Origin of the sequence: Rhizobium herbae (assembly GCF_017873135.1) — a bacterium.
Taxonomy (GTDB): domain Bacteria; phylum Pseudomonadota; class Alphaproteobacteria; order Rhizobiales; family Rhizobiaceae; genus Pararhizobium; species Pararhizobium herbae.
Genome location: NZ_JAGGJV010000004.1, coordinates 301,386 through 315,344 on the forward strand (window position 1 = coordinate 301,386; position 13,959 = coordinate 315,344).

14 protein-coding genes are annotated in these 13,959 nt (G+C 59.5%); 5 read left to right on the forward strand and 9 right to left on the reverse strand.

All coding sequences use genetic code 11. The features are described from left to right. Nucleotides 1-15: 15 nt before the first annotated feature. From J2Z75_RS13075 to J2Z75_RS13090, 4 genes are all read right to left on the reverse strand, one after another. Nucleotides 16-1,173 carry a Re/Si-specific NAD(P)(+) transhydrogenase subunit alpha gene (locus J2Z75_RS13075; RefSeq protein WP_209852956.1) on the reverse strand — a complete coding sequence of 386 codons (1,158 nt, stop codon included), beginning with the start codon at nucleotides 1,171-1,173 and terminating at the stop codon, nucleotides 16-18. Nucleotides 1,174-1,361: 188 nt separating this feature from the next. Next, complete coding sequence (locus tag J2Z75_RS13080; protein ID WP_209852958.1) at nucleotides 1,362-1,586, reverse strand: aa3-type cytochrome c oxidase subunit IV; 225 nt, start codon at nucleotides 1,584-1,586, stop codon at nucleotides 1,362-1,364. A 224-nt stretch (nucleotides 1,587-1,810) separates the two neighbouring features. After that, a complete protein-coding gene (locus J2Z75_RS13085; protein ID WP_209852960.1) occupies nucleotides 1,811-2,560 on the reverse strand; it encodes an N-acyl amino acid synthase FeeM domain-containing protein in 750 nt (249 codons plus the stop codon). 218 nt (nucleotides 2,561-2,778) lie between these two features. Next, complete coding sequence (locus J2Z75_RS13090; protein WP_209852962.1) at nucleotides 2,779-5,097, reverse strand: putative bifunctional diguanylate cyclase/phosphodiesterase; 2,319 nt, start codon at nucleotides 5,095-5,097, stop codon at nucleotides 2,779-2,781. A gap of 449 nt (nucleotides 5,098-5,546) precedes the next feature. Between J2Z75_RS13090 and J2Z75_RS13095 the strand changes: the two genes are divergently transcribed. Further along, nucleotides 5,547-6,305 (forward strand): gamma-glutamyl-gamma-aminobutyrate hydrolase family protein, encoded by a 759-nt coding sequence (locus J2Z75_RS13095; RefSeq protein ID WP_209852964.1) that lies wholly within the window; start codon nucleotides 5,547-5,549, stop codon nucleotides 6,303-6,305. A gap of 20 nt (nucleotides 6,306-6,325) precedes the next feature. Here J2Z75_RS13095 and J2Z75_RS13100 read toward each other — a convergent pair whose 3' ends face one another. The 3 genes from J2Z75_RS13100 to J2Z75_RS13110 all read right to left on the reverse strand — a co-directional run bounded on the left by J2Z75_RS13100 (nucleotide 6,326) and on the right by J2Z75_RS13110 (nucleotide 8,947). Further along, nucleotides 6,326-7,297 (reverse strand): 2-hydroxyacid dehydrogenase, encoded by a 972-nt coding sequence (locus J2Z75_RS13100; RefSeq protein WP_234937320.1) that lies wholly within the window; start codon nucleotides 7,295-7,297, stop codon nucleotides 6,326-6,328. Between the two features lie 27 nt (nucleotides 7,298-7,324). Beyond that, the gene (locus J2Z75_RS13105) at nucleotides 7,325-8,353 is read right to left on the reverse strand and encodes a LacI family DNA-binding transcriptional regulator (RefSeq protein ID WP_209852966.1); all 1,029 of its coding nucleotides are present in this window, start codon (nucleotides 8,351-8,353) and stop codon (nucleotides 7,325-7,327) included. 96 nt (nucleotides 8,354-8,449) lie between these two features. Continuing rightward, a complete protein-coding gene (locus tag J2Z75_RS13110) occupies nucleotides 8,450-8,947 on the reverse strand; it encodes a MarR family winged helix-turn-helix transcriptional regulator (RefSeq protein ID WP_209852968.1) in 498 nt (165 codons plus the stop codon). A gap of 95 nt (nucleotides 8,948-9,042) precedes the next feature. On the opposite strand from J2Z75_RS13110, the gene J2Z75_RS13115 reads away from it, so the two are divergent. The 4 genes from J2Z75_RS13115 (at nucleotide 9,043) to J2Z75_RS13130 (ending at nucleotide 12,699) form a co-directional block, all read left to right on the forward strand. Further along, complete coding sequence (locus J2Z75_RS13115) at nucleotides 9,043-9,834, forward strand: creatininase family protein (protein ID WP_209852970.1); 792 nt, start codon at nucleotides 9,043-9,045, stop codon at nucleotides 9,832-9,834. 136 nt (nucleotides 9,835-9,970) lie between these two features. Next, nucleotides 9,971-11,074, forward strand: a complete 1,104-nt coding sequence (locus J2Z75_RS13120) for a CobW family GTP-binding protein (RefSeq protein WP_209852972.1) — start codon at nucleotides 9,971-9,973, stop codon at nucleotides 11,072-11,074. After that, a complete protein-coding gene (gene imm45 / locus J2Z75_RS13125) occupies nucleotides 11,075-11,710 on the forward strand; it encodes an Imm45 family immunity protein (RefSeq protein WP_209852974.1) in 636 nt (211 codons plus the stop codon). Next, on the forward strand, nucleotides 11,710-12,699 hold the full coding sequence (locus J2Z75_RS13130) for a WD40 repeat domain-containing protein (protein ID WP_209852976.1): 990 nt from the start codon (nucleotides 11,710-11,712) through the stop codon (nucleotides 12,697-12,699). The genes imm45 and J2Z75_RS13130 overlap by 1 nt, the downstream gene beginning before the upstream one ends. Nucleotides 12,700-12,752: 53 nt before the next feature. On the opposite strand, the gene J2Z75_RS13135 is transcribed toward J2Z75_RS13130, so the two are convergent. Both J2Z75_RS13135 and J2Z75_RS13140 read right to left on the reverse strand, forming a co-directional pair. Beyond that, a complete protein-coding gene (locus tag J2Z75_RS13135; protein WP_209852977.1) occupies nucleotides 12,753-13,196 on the reverse strand; it encodes a glyoxalase superfamily protein in 444 nt (147 codons plus the stop codon). A gap of 304 nt (nucleotides 13,197-13,500) precedes the next feature. Then, nucleotides 13,501-13,809 carry a hypothetical protein gene (locus tag J2Z75_RS13140; protein WP_209852979.1) on the reverse strand — a complete coding sequence of 103 codons (309 nt, stop codon included), beginning with the start codon at nucleotides 13,807-13,809 and terminating at the stop codon, nucleotides 13,501-13,503. Nucleotides 13,810-13,959: the final 150 nt, after the last annotated feature.

Here is a 13,959-nt window from a genome sequence, read left to right on the forward strand (position 1 = left end):
CGTCCTCTCCAATCTTTAAGCTGTTGCTGCGATCGCCGCCGGTACCGCGGCAAAGTTCGGATGCACGACCGCGCCGCCATGCGTCAGTATCGTCGCCTTGACCAGTTCGTCCTCGATATTGAGGGCAAGCGTCTTCGTCTCCTTGTCGATCATGGTCTCAAGGAAGGTCACGAGGTTCTTGGCATAGAGCGCGGAGGCTGAAGCGGCGATACGGCCCGGCATGTTGAGATAACCGACGACCTTGACGCCTTCGACCTCGACGACCTGATCGGCCACGGAACCCTCGACATTGCCGCCGCGCTCGACGGCCAGATCGACGGCGATCGAGCCGGGCTTCATGGCCTTGAGCATCTCGCGGGTGATCAACCGCGGCGCCGGACGGCCCGGGATCAGGGCGGTGGTGATGACGATATCCTGCTTGGCCAGATGCTCGGCCGTCAGCGCGGCCTGCTTGGCCTTGTATTCCGCCGACATTTCCTTGGCATAGCCGCCCTGGGTTTCGGCGGCCTTGAATTCCTCGTCTTCGACGGCGATGAACTTGGCGCCGAGCGAGGCAACCTGCTCCTTCGAGGCCGGACGAACATCGGTCGCCGAAACGACGGCGCCGAGACGGCGCGCTGTGGCGATCGCCTGCAGGCCCGCGACACCCGCCCCCATGACGAAGACCTTCGCAGCCGGAACGGTGCCGGCAGCCGTCATCATCATCGGCATGGCGCGATCATATTCGCAAGCGGCATCAATGACGGCCTGATAGCCGGCAAGGTTGGCCTGGGACGACAGAACGTCCATCGACTGCGCCCGGGTGATGCGCGGCATCAGTTCCATCGCGAAGGCGGAAACACCGGCCTTGGCCATATCGGCGAGCGCCTGCTCGTTGCCATAGGGATCCATGATCGCCAGCACGATGGCGCCGGACTTGTAGCCCGCGACTTCGGCGGACGAAGGTCGCCGAACCTTCAGCACCACATCGGCACTCGCCGCATCGGCAGCAGAACCGATCCGGGCGCCGGCCTTTTCGAACTCGCTGTCGGGAATGCGCGACAGGTTACCGGCACCCGCCTGAACGACGACATCGAAACCAAGCGTCTTCAGCTTCTTGACACTCTCGGGAGAACCGCCAACGCGGCCTTCACCAGAGGCGGTTTCCACAGGTATGAATACGGTATCTGCCACAGGTTCCTCCCTGAGACGGGTTTTCGGAACGCGGCCGGACCGCCGATTCCCAAATTCCCGCACATTCGATATTCGCGCGCAGAGCCTTTATCGGCGCGCATGCATTCCATGGCCCACCAATTGCCGGCCACGGAAAAACCGGCACCTCACTCCCAAGTGCCGTTTTGGTCAAAACGTTGGAAAACCGATCAGCGCAGCAGCACGAAGCCGCCGACATTGAGGAGAATGAAGAGAACGAGGGCCGTGAAGAAGCCGGCGCTGGTGAAGAAACCGGCAGCCATGGCAATCAGCAGCGCGACGCAGAAAATCGTCAGGATCTTCGTCGCTTCGAGGAAGAAATTGTAGGTCTTCTCATGTTCGGCATAATCCATCGGCGCACCTGTTTCGGCCGGCCCGGAATGATGTTCAGCCATCGTCCATATCTCCCTGAAGTTCCGCCGCGCTCTGCCCTGCTATTACACCGGCGAGTACCGCATCTCGTCTCAAATCCATCATAGGCGCTTCCGAGTGCCTTGCAGCATCGATCGCACATAGGTGGCCTTACACAAAGCCACAGTCAAACGCAACGAAAACCGCAGGTGGACACCTGCGGCATAAGGGTTTGCCCGCAGCCGATTGCAGCGGCGTGAAAACCTGATCAGACCTGGACGCGCGACCGGCTCTGTGTTGTCAGCGCGAGGCGCGCCGTCGGCAGGACGGTCAGCGGCGTGTGTCGCTCCGCCCCGCTTTCGCCGAACATCATGCGCCGCTCGAACGGCTCCGAATCGAAGAACGGAAAGCGCGTGTAGAGCCATGGCCGGATTTCGCGGACGCGAGCGGCGAGCAACGTCAGATCGATCTTGTAGTCGCCGCAGTTTTTCTGGGGCGAGACGATCGTGTCGGCATCGAAAACACGCCTGTAGAAAGCCGCATGCTGCGGCTTGACCAGCGACAGGCAGCGATCGACGTCGAAATGCTCGGACGCCATGGTGGCGACACGCAGGGTCAGATAGGGGATTGCGGGCAATTCCTTGAGGATTTCCGGATCGGCTGCAAGGCGAACGGGATCGATCAGCGACATGCCGGCATCAAGAAAGCTGGCGATCTCCGCGCCGAAGATGGAGCCGGATGAGCTGACCCGGTGCTCGGGCGTCACATGATGAACCCGCACCGTGCTGATCAGCCGCTCTTCAAAATAGATTCCAAAGACATAGGCATGACTGTCAAAATCGATGTCGTCGATGAGCATCGTGCCCGAAAGGGGCAGGATGTCAGCCATCTTGTATGCCTTGAAACGAATGCGGGCGACATCCTCCATGTCCTCCCCCGATTCCACCCGGCGATATTCGACATGGTCCAACAGTTCGAGCAGTCGCCCTGAAAACCTGTTCTGCTGCTCCGCTTTCATTTCATCAAATGCCCCTGTTAAGGGGGCATTCATCTTATAAACGGAGGCACCTCACAATGTTTTAATAAACTGCTAACCATAAACCATTTGTTAAGGTTAACAGATTATTAACGCTAAATTATAAACACCTGATTTAACTGCGAAACACCTTGCAACGGATGATTTCAGCAGCCTTTCGGCATATCAACGCCTGGGTGAAAAATGCCCCGAAAACCGGCCTAGAACGCCTGGACGACGCGTCGGTTGCGCCTTTTTGGCACAACGATCTTTTTCAGGAGAGTGTCCGACAGGCTTTCGATCGCCACGGACGGCATGGGGGCCGCGAAGACATAGCCCTGCACCAGATCGGCGCATTTATACTCATTGATCAAAGCCAGTTGATCGTTTGTCTCGACACCCTCGATGACGATCTTCAGTCCGAGTTCACGCGACAGATTGACCATGCCGCGCAGAAGCTTGAAGCGGCGCGCGTCCTCGCGGATGTTGCGAACGAAGGAACGGTCGATCTTGATGATATCCAGCGGCAACGCATCGAGATAGCTGAGGCTCGAGTAACCCGTCCCGAAATCGTCGATGGCAATGGTGATCCCGCATGCGCGCAGTTCCTGCAGGATAGACCGCACCTTGGCAGCCTCTTCCATCAGGCAGCTCTCCGTGACCTCCAGATGAAGCCGCGACGGATCCAGCCCCGTTTCGGAAAGAATGTCCGTGACGATCGAGACGATTTCGCTGTTGCGCAGATCAAGGATAGAGAGGTTTACGGAAACGGCTATGTGCTTCGGCCATGTCAGGCAGTCGCGACAGGCCTGCCGCAGCATGAAATGGGTAATATCGGAAACGACGCCGATTTCTTCGGCAAGCTGGATGAAGACGATGGGCGAAACCGGGCCGCGCTCGCGATGGGTCCAGCGGGCAAGCGCTTCGCAGCATTCGATGCGCGACCCGTCCGAGACGAACATCGGCTGGTAGGCAACCGACAGGCCATCGGTTTCCAGGGCTTCCCGCAGATCGGCCTTCAACTTCTGCCGGTCGAGATAGTGCGCGTCCATTTCCGCTTCGAACGCGGTGCAGCTTCCCTTGTCGCGGCTCTTGCTTTCGAACAGCGCCAGATCCGCTTTGACCTGCATATCCTCCAGCCGGAAATCGGTACTATCGGCAATCACATAACCTGCGCTCATCAAGATATTGAACGTGAAGCCGCTGGCGAGATACGAGCCCCTCATCTGGGCGTGCACCGTCCGTATCCGTTCCTCCAGGTCGCGTCGATTGGTCTCGCCTGGAAAGAACAACACGAATTCGTCGCCCATCAGGCGCGCGGCAACCGCCCTGTCTCCCGTCACATTCTTCAGCCGCTCCGAAATCGCGCACAGCAACCGGTCGCCAACGATGTGACCGCGCGTATCGTTGACATGCTTGAACTCGGCGACATCGAGGATCATAAAGCCCGCGTGGCCGGTGCTTTTGCGATCGGCGAGCGCATTGCTCACCAGTTCGCTGAAATAATCGCGGTTGGGAAGACCGGTCAGCGTATCGAAGCGGACCATCTGCAGGATTTTCTTTTCCGCCCGCACACGCGCCGTCACATCTTCGAAAATCAGCACGACGCCGCCATCGGCGCGCCTACTTGCAGAAAACTCCAGAAAGAGGTCGTCCGAAAACGGGATGAGGGCGCGCGACTGCATGCCCTTCATCAAGTGATCGAGCTGTTTCAGAACCTGCTTTGCCTGATCCTGTTCAAGAAACGTGTGACGGACGCCGTAGCGCAACACGGTATCGAGATGACAATCCTTGACGTGTGCCTGATCACCCAGATTGAGAAGCTCGCATGCCCGCCGATTGGCAACGAGGATGCGGTTGTCGGCATCCAGCATGAACAGACCGTGCGGCATGTTGTTGAGGGCGAGATCGAAACGGCCCGCGATCGTCGATATTTCGCGGGCGGCCAGGACGTTTTTGTGCAAGGTTTCCCGCACCCCTCGCGCCATCGACCAGGTCGTCAGGATGAATGGCACCATCAGCAGCGCAAGCAAAGCCATGAAGCCGTCCATCAGGGCCAGCAGGCCGATGATGATTGGGGCACAGGCCGACAGGGACATGACGACGACAGCCCGCGCCGAGCCGTAGTTACGTCCGACGAGAGAAACCATGGTGGCAAGCGTAACGGAAATGCAGGCGAGTTCGGCAAACGGGTCCCGGCTGACGAGAATGGCATATCCGCAGGCCGTGCCGAGTGTGACGGTCGCGCAGACAGCACCCGCATTGTAACGGTTTTCCCAGCGGCGAATGCCTCTGAAATCCAGCGCTGCCAGGTTTTCGCGGTCAAACTGACGCATGCCGATGCTACGTATGAACCAGATCAGGACGATGGAGGCGGCGCAGGCGAGGTAAAAGAAGTCATCTGTTTTCGCCAGGACGAGCATGAACGTCACGACATGCGACAGCATGCCGATCAAAAGTGTCTGACGGTATTCGTAGAGAGAGCTTACGAACGAAAGATAGACATCGCTCGGAAGAGCGCTCTGTTCATTTGATTTCATGAACCCCCTGCTCCGGTTTGGCGAAGTGTTATTCCCGAGGGTTTAACGAAAGATTTCGAGCGCTTACCGGAAAAAATCTTCCCATATATTGGGCCTGACGGTCGGGATGCGGCCTTATTGAAAGATTTCAACCCAGTATTGCAGCCATTTCTAAAGCATATTGCTTTTCTGCAACCATGCATAGATTCAACCGCGAACTGGTTATTCGTATTTTCCAGCGCGGAGATTCCTTCAAACCGTTGTCCGATAAATTAACTGCCGGAATGGTTACTGCAATTCTAAGGAAAATATGTCAAATCTTGCCCGTCGCAGCCGGACAGTCGGATGCACCTCCAAAATACCAACAGAGTTGACTTTATCCTGCCGCTCGCGGCAATGGCTTGGTAACTTGACATAAGGCTGTGACTCGCCCGGAACAGAGAGCGAAGAGCCGCAGGTGGAGACCCGCAATGCCTAAACCCGTTGTTGCGATACCGGCTGACTTCAGGACGTTCGATGGCAACGTCTGGCACGCCACGCCACATCAATATGTCCGCGCCGCCGTCGAAGGCTCTGGCGTCATGGCATTCCTGGTCCCCGCGCTCGAGAACGGCAACGATGCCGATGCGATCCTCGACCGGGTGGACGGTGTTCTTGTCAGTGGATCCCGCACCAACGTGCACCCCTCCCTGTATGGAAAGGAGGCCACGGAGAATGACGGCCCCTTCGATCCGGGCCGCGACGCGACGAGCCTTCCCCTGATCCGGTGCGCGCTGGAGCGCGGCGTCCCGTTGCTGGCCATCTGCCGTGGCATCCAAGAACTGAATGTTGCACTCGGCGGCACGCTGGCAAGCGAGATCCAGGACATGCCCGGCATCTGGGATCACCGCAAACCCGACGTATCCGATCTCGATACGGCCTACGGCATCCGTCAGAATGTCATCGTCAAGGAAGGAAGCTGCCTTGCTTCCGTTCTCGGCGCCGGCGAAGTGCAGGTGAATTCGCTGCACCGGCAAGCGATCTCAAAGGCCGCACCGCGCCTCGCCGTCGAGGCCGTTGCCGAAGACGGGACGATCGAGGCCGTGTCGGTCATCGATGCGAAGGCTTTTGCCGTGGGCGTGCAATGGCATCCGGAATACTGGGTCGGCCGTGACGGCCCGTCATCGACATTGTTTAAGGCATTTGGCGATGCAGTGCGCGCCTATGCTGAGGCGAAAACGAAGGGCTGACGGCGGAGTCCGTCAGGCTGTTAGGCTGTCTTCCGCTTGAAAGGCGTCTCTGCCACCGGCGTCAACGCCGATCCTGTTTCAAACCAGGCAATCAGATTGTCCACGACCAGATCGGCCATGGCGTTTCGCGTCGCCTGTGACGCGGAGCCGACATGCGGCAACAGCGAGGCGTTCGGCAGCGCCAAAAGGGCATCCGGCACAAACGGCTCGTTCTCGAAGACATCGAGACCTGCAGCCGCGATGACGCCACGCTGAAGCGCATCGGCAAGTGCCGCCTCGTCCACGGTGGTGCCGCGTCCAACATTGATCAGCACGCCCTGCGCCCCCAGTGCCTGAAGAACCTCTGCGTTCACCGTTCTGCGGGTACTGTCGGTGCCAGGCACGATGACAATGATCGTATCGACCGCCTCGGCCATACCCTTCAGCGTCGGATAATGAGTATAGGCAAGTCCGTCGCGCGGTGTGCGGGTATGATAGGCGATGGAAACGCCGAAGCTTTCGAGGCGTCTGGCAATTGCCAGGCCGATGCGACCAAGGCCATAAAGACCGACAGTGCGGCCGCGCAAGGTCAGCGGCGACAGCGCAAAGGCGCCTTCCCTGGCCCAGCGCCCCTGACGCAGCCACTGTTCGGCAGCAGGAAGCCGGCGCACGGTGTTGAGCAGCAGGCCGATCGCCGTGTCCGCCACTTCTTCCGTCAGCACGTCCGGCGTGTTTGTCACCACGACACCGCGCTTTGCCGCATGCGTGGCATCGATGCCGTCATAGCCAACGCCGAAATTCGCAACGATTTCGAGGTTGGGAAAGGCATCCATGAAACTGACAGGGATCTTGCCCTGTACGGTGATACCGGAAACCCCGGTGGCCAGATCCGCCGTCACCAATGCGGGATCGGCGGCAGCGACGAAGACCGGTTCGAAATGATCCGGCAGGCGATCGAGCACACGCTGGCTCATCTTTCCGGGCACGAGAATACGGGGGCGGCCTTGCGGCATGATTCGCTCCTTCCGGGATGGGATCGATTATTCGGTTGAATTGGGCCGAAGCGGTCCAGTCGACTGGCGGATTCGCATTTCGGGCTTGATCAGGTGGATACCGTCCGGCTCGTGGCTGCCGTTGAGCTTGTCGAGCAGCGCGCGGGCGGCACTGCGGCCGACATCGGACTGGCCGTTCCAGACCGTGGTGAGTGCTGGCGTCGAGATCGAGGCTTCCTCGAGGTCGTCGTAACCGGTGACCGACACATCGCGACCGGGAACGAGGCCGGCGCGGGCAATTCCGTTCATCATGCCGATGGCGACGAGATCGTTCCAGCAGACGACCGCCGTTGGCTTCTGCGGCAGGGAAAGCAGATGCACCGCAGCCTCGAAGCCGCCCTGCATGGAGCGGGGGCCGGGAATGCGCAGGTCCGGATCGACGTCGATATTGGCCTTGCGCAACGCGTTGACATAACCCTGATACCGGTCGCGCCCAGTGGACGTCTGGTCGGTGCCGCCGACCATGGCGATGACGCGATGGCCGAGGCTGATCAGGTGATTGGTGGCAAGCGAAATGCCATAGGCGTCATCGCCCCGGAAGATCGGCACGTCCAGGCCCTCGATCGAACGGGCGATCAGGATGGCCGGCATGCCGTTGTCTTCCGCAAGCATGATATCCTCCGGCGGCGTGCCGATGGCCGGCGACATGATCACGCCATCGCCGCCCAGCTGCAGCAAAGTCTCGATGAAAGCGCGCTGCTTCTCGACGGAATCGTAATGGTTGGAAAGAATGAAGGTCTGCCGGTCGCGATCGAGTTCAGCCTCGATGGCCTTGAGGATTTCGCCATAGAACGGGTTCATGATGTCGTGCACGACGACGCCGATGATGCCGGAGCGGGAGGTACGGAGGCTGGCGGCACGGCGATTATAGATGTAGCCGAGCGCGCGGGCCTGTTCCTTGATCTTGTCCCTTGTCATGGCGGCGACAAGAGGGCTGTCGCGCAATGCCAGTGAAACCGTGGCCGTGGACACACCAAGCGTTTCCGCAATGGTGGAGAGTTTGATCTTCTGCGCCACGTTTCCCCCTTAAATTTCGCCGGCTGGACACCGCTATTTTTAAATCCTCTTTAAACTCTTTAAATTGATGTCGCAATCTCCAATCCTGAGCCGGCTTCACTCCGCGATGGCAGAGTTCTGCAGATTGCCGTCGACGGCACGCAACAGCTTCATCAGTGTCTTGATCTGCTTTTCGGTGAGACCTCTGGTTGCCATGTCTTCCGAGGTTTTCCCGGCTTCACCGATGATCTGCAATCGGTCGCGGCCACTTGTGGTCAGATAGACCTTTGTCAGGCGGGCATCCTCGTCGTCGGCCCGTCGCTCCAGGAATCCCTGCGCTTCCATGCGGCCGATCGTGCGGGTCATCGTCGGAGCCTTGACGCCAAGCTTCATCGCCAGAACGCCGGCCGTCAGGCCATCCGTCTCAGCCAGCGCCAGCATGACGCCGTCCTGCCCGGCATAAAGACCGCTTTCGAGCAGATTGCGCGACAACACAGTCCGCATCGACCGGGCCGCCTGCACCAGCACCGACGCGAGATCCTGCGCGTGGACGGCAACGTCATGCTTCTTCTTGCCTCCCTTGGCTTTCTTTTCGGCCTTGTTCTTCTTTCCCATCGGTCCTCCACCAAATTTCTTGCGCGGCTACCTGTCCACTGTATGACTCGAATAACACAGCCACCGCAAGTACAACCGAAAGGCATAAAAAAAGCATGACATTCCCGGCACCGCGTTGGAAAGACAATGTTTCCGATCTTCCACCCACCGCCCGGGAAGATTGGATCGCCGTGCTTCCGCTGGGCGCGTATGAACAGCATGGGCCGCACCTGCCTTTCGATACCGATACGCTGATCGCCGAGGGGCTCGTCGCGCGGATCATCGCCCAGATGCCGGCTGCGCTGCCCGCGACTTTCCTGCCAACGGAGCCGGTCGGCTATTCCATCGAACATATGGATGTCGAAGGTACGCAGTCTCTTGATTACGATGAAGCAGTGCGGCGCTGGCTTGGCATTGCCGAGGATTTGAACGCCAAGGGCATCCGCAAATTCGTGATGCTAAATGCCCATGGTGGCAACGCGCCGCTGATGACGATCGTCGCAACAGAGGCACGCACACGGTTCAACATGCTGGCGGTCGCCACGAGCTGGACGCGCTTCGGGCAGCCGGATGGCTGGATCTCGCCGGAAGACAAGGCGATCGACATTCACGGCGGCGATATCGAGACGTCGGTGATGCTGGCGATGTATCCGGAGAATGTCGACAGGGGGAAAGCGGTGCGGTTCGGGTCGCGCCAAACCGAGTTCGCGCATCGTTTCAAACATCTGCGCGCCTACGGCCCGCATGCCTTCGGCTGGAAGATGTCCGACCTGAACGCTAAAGGTGTCGCCGGTGATGCTTCCGCTGCTACGGCTGAACGGGGCGAGCAATTGGTCGCCCATGCGGTGTCCGGCATCATCGAGTTGCTGGAGGATGTCGCAGCCTTCGATCTTTCGATCCTCCGGTAACAACCGGCAATCGCCTCCTGTCCCTGATCCGGAAAAAGCAACATGAAGATCATGCCGGCATTTGCGCTGGCGCTTTCCATCTCCTATATCAACACCAACCCCATGCCGGAAGGCGTCAAAAATTTCCGAGGCTCCCATGACCGAAGCATCCACAGCTGCCAAGCCCATTCCCGTCACCGTGCTCACGGGCTATCTCGGCGCCGGCAAGACGACGCTGCTCAACCGCATCCTGACGGAAGCCCACGGCAAGAAATACGCCGTCATCGTCAACGAGTTCGGCGAGATCGGCATCGACAACGACCTGATCGTCGAATCCGACGAAGAAATCTACGAGATGAACAATGGCTGCGTCTGCTGCACGGTGCGCGGCGACCTGATCCGCGTCGTCGAAGGCCTGATGCGCCGCCCCGGCCGCTTCGATGCGATCATCGTCGAAACCACCGGCCTTGCCGATCCGGTACCCGTCGCCCAGACCTTTTTCATGGACGACGACGTGCGCGCCAAGACCGAGCTCGACGCCGTTATCGCGCTGGTCGATGCCAAGCACCTGCCGCTGCGCCTGAAGGACTCACGCGAGGCCGAGGACCAGATCGCCTTTGCCGATGTCGTGCTTTTGAACAAGACCGACCTCGTCACGCCGGAAGAGCTGGCGAAGATCGAGGCGACCGTGCGCGCCATCAACCCGTCCGCCCGCATCCACCGCACCGAGCGCTCCAACATCGACCTGACCAAAGTCCTCAACCAGGGTGCCTTCAATCTGGAACGGGCGCTGGAAAACGAGCCGCACTTCCTCGACCACGACGATCACCATGACCATGATCATGCCTGCGGCCCGGACTGCACCCACGATCATCATCACCACGATCACGACCATCACCACCATGATCATGATCATCACGGGCACGACCACCATCACCACGATCACGCCCCCTCGCCGATCCATGACGTGACGGTGCAATCCGTTTCGCTGCGCGGCGGCGAGATGAACCCGGACCGCTTCTTCCCGTGGATCCAGAAGATCACCCAGACGGAAGGCCCGAATATCCTGCGGCTCAAGGGCATCATTGCCTTCAAGGGCGACGCCGACCGTTATGTCGTCCAGGGCGTTCACATGATCATCGAAGGCGATCACCAGCGCGCCTGGAAGGATGGCGAGAAGCGCGAAAGCCGCCTCGTCTTCATCGGCCGCGAATTGGACAAGGAAAAGCTGGAGCGCACTTTCAACGCCTGCGCGGCTTGAATGGCGACACCGCTTCAGGATCTAAGAGGATTCGAACTGGAGATCGGTGACGTTCTTCGGCTGCCCGAAAACTATGATCTTGGACCGGGCTCGGGGCCCGTCGATCTGCTCGTCTTCGACCCACCCGATGATGATTGCGGCCCCGGTCTTATGGTTGTCTCAGGTCACAAGTCCGGCCAGACGTTCTGCATTTTTCCGAGCGAGAGCCGAAGCGAGCATGGCGGCCTGTCCGCGGGCTGGCTGCTGGAAAACTGGGACCAGTGGTTCCGGTTTTCCTCTGTTGATCAGCCAATGCCGGCTGATGGCGCCAGCGTTATCTCTTCGTACAGCCTCCTCGATGAAGAGGAGCCGTATGATCCAAATCAAGCGCTGGAAAATGCGCGCGATAGAATGATACAACCACGCCCGGCGGAAATCCGTATCCTCTTGGCCCAGCCAGCGGGGCATTTCATCGAGATGACCGCGATCGCGCCGGATATCGACCTCGGCCGTGAACGCATTCTGGTTTCATGGCTGCCCTACCAAGAGGACGGATTTGAGTTGATGACCCTGTATTTCAATGCAAAGAGCTGGAAGACAAACCTGAGCTTCCATTCGGAACATTGGAAAGCCATATCAAAAGAAGAGCCTGCCTGATGCCCACAGTTGCCCCCCTTGATCTCGAAGGCCATGTCGCCGGCGTGGCCTTTCTCGGCGACGTGCCGTTTTTCGCCGAATCCTCCGGCCTCATCCATCGCCTCGATCATGGTCACAAGACCGTGGAAGCGCATGAAGGTCTGCTGTCGTGCATTCGCGACGACGCGACCGAGACGCTGCTGACCGGCGGTGAGGACGGCAAGGTGCTGCGTATTCGGGCGGATGGCACGGCGAGCGAAATCGCCAATGTGCCCCGCAAATGGATTTCTCAGGTCGCCGCCGGGCCGCAAGGTGCGGTCGCCTATGCCTATGGCAAGACGGCGCATGTCAGGCTGGCGGACGGCACCGTCAAGGATTTCACCGAGGAGCGCACGGTCGAAGGCATCGCCTTTGCGCCGAAGGGCCTGCGGATTGCTGTTGCCCGCTATAACGGCGTGTCGCTGCATTGGGTGGGAATCGCCGGTCAGCCGGTCGATCTCGAATGGAAGGGCGCGCATACTGGCGTGACCTTCTCGCCCGACGGACGCTTCGTTGTCACCTCGATGCAGGAAAACGCACTGCACGGCTGGAAGCTCGACACCAAACCCGGCGCCGAGACGCGGCATATGCGCATGACCGGCTATCCGGCCAAGATCAAGTCCGTTTCCTGGTCGGCCAAGGGCAAATGGCTCGCATCATCCGGCGCGCCTGCCGCGATCGTCTGGCCGTTCCAGGCCAAGGACGGCCCGATGGGCAAGGCGCCGCTTGAGCTCGGCACCCGCGCCAACATCATGGTGACGCAGGTCTGCTGCCATCCGGCCGAGGAGATCGCGGCAATCGGCTATGCCGACGGCATGATCATGGTAGTCCGCTTTACCGACAGCAAGGAAGTCCTCCTTCGCCGCCCCGGCAAGGGGGCGATCACCGCCATGGCCTGGAACAAGACCGGCCGCCAGCTGGCCTTCGGCAGTGAAGCCGGCGACAGCGGCGTGGTCGATATCGCGGGCTGATGTCCATTGCATGTGTGGCGCGGATCAGTGCACCACACATGTCCCGCACCGGCTCACCACATCAATTCCACCTGCGGCCGTCCGTTCGAGGTTTTCTCGACCGTCCGGCCGGTTTCGTCGATCGTGCACTGGACCCGCTTTCGGAAGGCCGAGAAGCTATCGAAAGTCACGACATCCACGGGCTCGTCGAAATCCAGTATCAGCCGGTAACGCCCAGGTTGGGCGGTGATGGCCTGGACACCGAGGATTTTCGCCTCGAACGGCTGGCCGAGATAGTGGCCCCTGACGCGCGAGCCGAGCATCCATGGATTGAGCGGCGGCCGGTTGCCGACCATCGCATGCAGCGTGTTCCAGTCGCGAAAACCGTATTGCGCGGCCAGAAGCTCCAGCGATTTCGAGTGGGTGATGTCCCGGCCGTCAACAGCCAAACCGGCGCGCAACCGCTTCGCCTGGTCTTTCAGGGCATCGAGTGAGGGTAGCGGGACCGATCCGCGCATCTTCAAGTCTCCAACATGGAGCGTGCAGTCATTCGGAGGGAGCCCGCCTTGCCACCGTTCGCACGCCATATGATGGACGACCGAAAATGGGAACGAGAGACTTCACCAAAAGCTTGAAGCTTGCGGACGGCCGGGGCTCTCACCCGTTGCCGCGGCGTGTAATTCATTATGTGAGCCGTGTCAAATATCGCCTACAATAAGAAACGGTGGACGATACCGTTTCGATATCATCCACCGTCAGTCGTGTCAGATATTTTTGGCCGCAGGGAGAGGCGGGGCTACACCTCTCCCTGCGCCTCAAGTGTCAACGGCGCTTCTTGCCGCCGCCACCAGAGAGGATACCGAGGCCGAGGTCCAGATCGGTACCATTGCCCGACAGGATTCCGCTCAGGACGCTGACACCATTGCCGTTCAGCGCGTTGTTGAGGATGTTGTTGCCGGAGAGAACGTCACCGACGCCCACGGCCGGCGCAATGACGATACCGCCATTGGCGATGCCGTTGTTCTTGCCATTGAAGAGGTTGAGCGACAGGCCACCGGCAGAAGCCGGCGAAACCGTTGCTGCGACAGCTGCGAGAGAGACGAATGCGATGAATGCGGACTTGAAGCTCATGGTGTTACCTCCGTTGGATGTGCATCCCTTGTGCACAACCAGAAGGATATGCCTGAAATCAAAACACTCAAGCGAAGATGATATTCATCATAAATTGTTAACCATAATAAATACAACTTTAAGATTTTCTCTCATAGGGCGAATAACTAG

Excerpts from the sequence above, each read along its gene's own strand:
- J2Z75_RS13080 (WP_209852958.1), bottom strand. The coding sequence starts at position 1,586 with ATGGCTGAACATCATTCCGGGCCGGCCGAAACAGGTGCGCCGATGGAT.
- J2Z75_RS13085 (WP_209852960.1), bottom strand. The coding sequence starts at position 2,560 with ATGAAAGCGGAGCAGCAGAACAGGTTTTCAGGGCGACTGCTCGAACTG.
- J2Z75_RS13090 (WP_209852962.1), bottom strand. The coding sequence starts at position 5,097 with ATGAAATCAAATGAACAGAGCGCTCTTCCGAGCGATGTCTATCTTTCG.
- J2Z75_RS13095 (WP_209852964.1), top strand. The coding sequence starts at position 5,547 with ATGCCTAAACCCGTTGTTGCGATACCGGCTGACTTCAGGACGTTCGAT.
- J2Z75_RS13100 (WP_234937320.1), bottom strand. The coding sequence starts at position 7,297 with ATGCCGCAAGGCCGCCCCCGTATTCTCGTGCCCGGAAAGATGAGCCAG.
- J2Z75_RS13110 (WP_209852968.1), bottom strand. The coding sequence starts at position 8,947 with ATGGGAAAGAAGAACAAGGCCGAAAAGAAAGCCAAGGGAGGCAAGAAG.
- J2Z75_RS13115 (WP_209852970.1), top strand. The coding sequence starts at position 9,043 with ATGACATTCCCGGCACCGCGTTGGAAAGACAATGTTTCCGATCTTCCA.
- J2Z75_RS13120 (WP_209852972.1), top strand. The coding sequence starts at position 9,971 with ATGACCGAAGCATCCACAGCTGCCAAGCCCATTCCCGTCACCGTGCTC.
- imm45 (WP_209852974.1), top strand. The coding sequence starts at position 11,075 with ATGGCGACACCGCTTCAGGATCTAAGAGGATTCGAACTGGAGATCGGT.
- J2Z75_RS13130 (WP_209852976.1), top strand. The coding sequence starts at position 11,710 with ATGCCCACAGTTGCCCCCCTTGATCTCGAAGGCCATGTCGCCGGCGTG.
- J2Z75_RS13135 (WP_209852977.1), bottom strand. The coding sequence starts at position 13,196 with ATGCGCGGATCGGTCCCGCTACCCTCACTCGATGCCCTGAAAGACCAG.
- J2Z75_RS13140 (WP_209852979.1), bottom strand. The coding sequence starts at position 13,809 with ATGAGCTTCAAGTCCGCATTCATCGCATTCGTCTCTCTCGCAGCTGTC.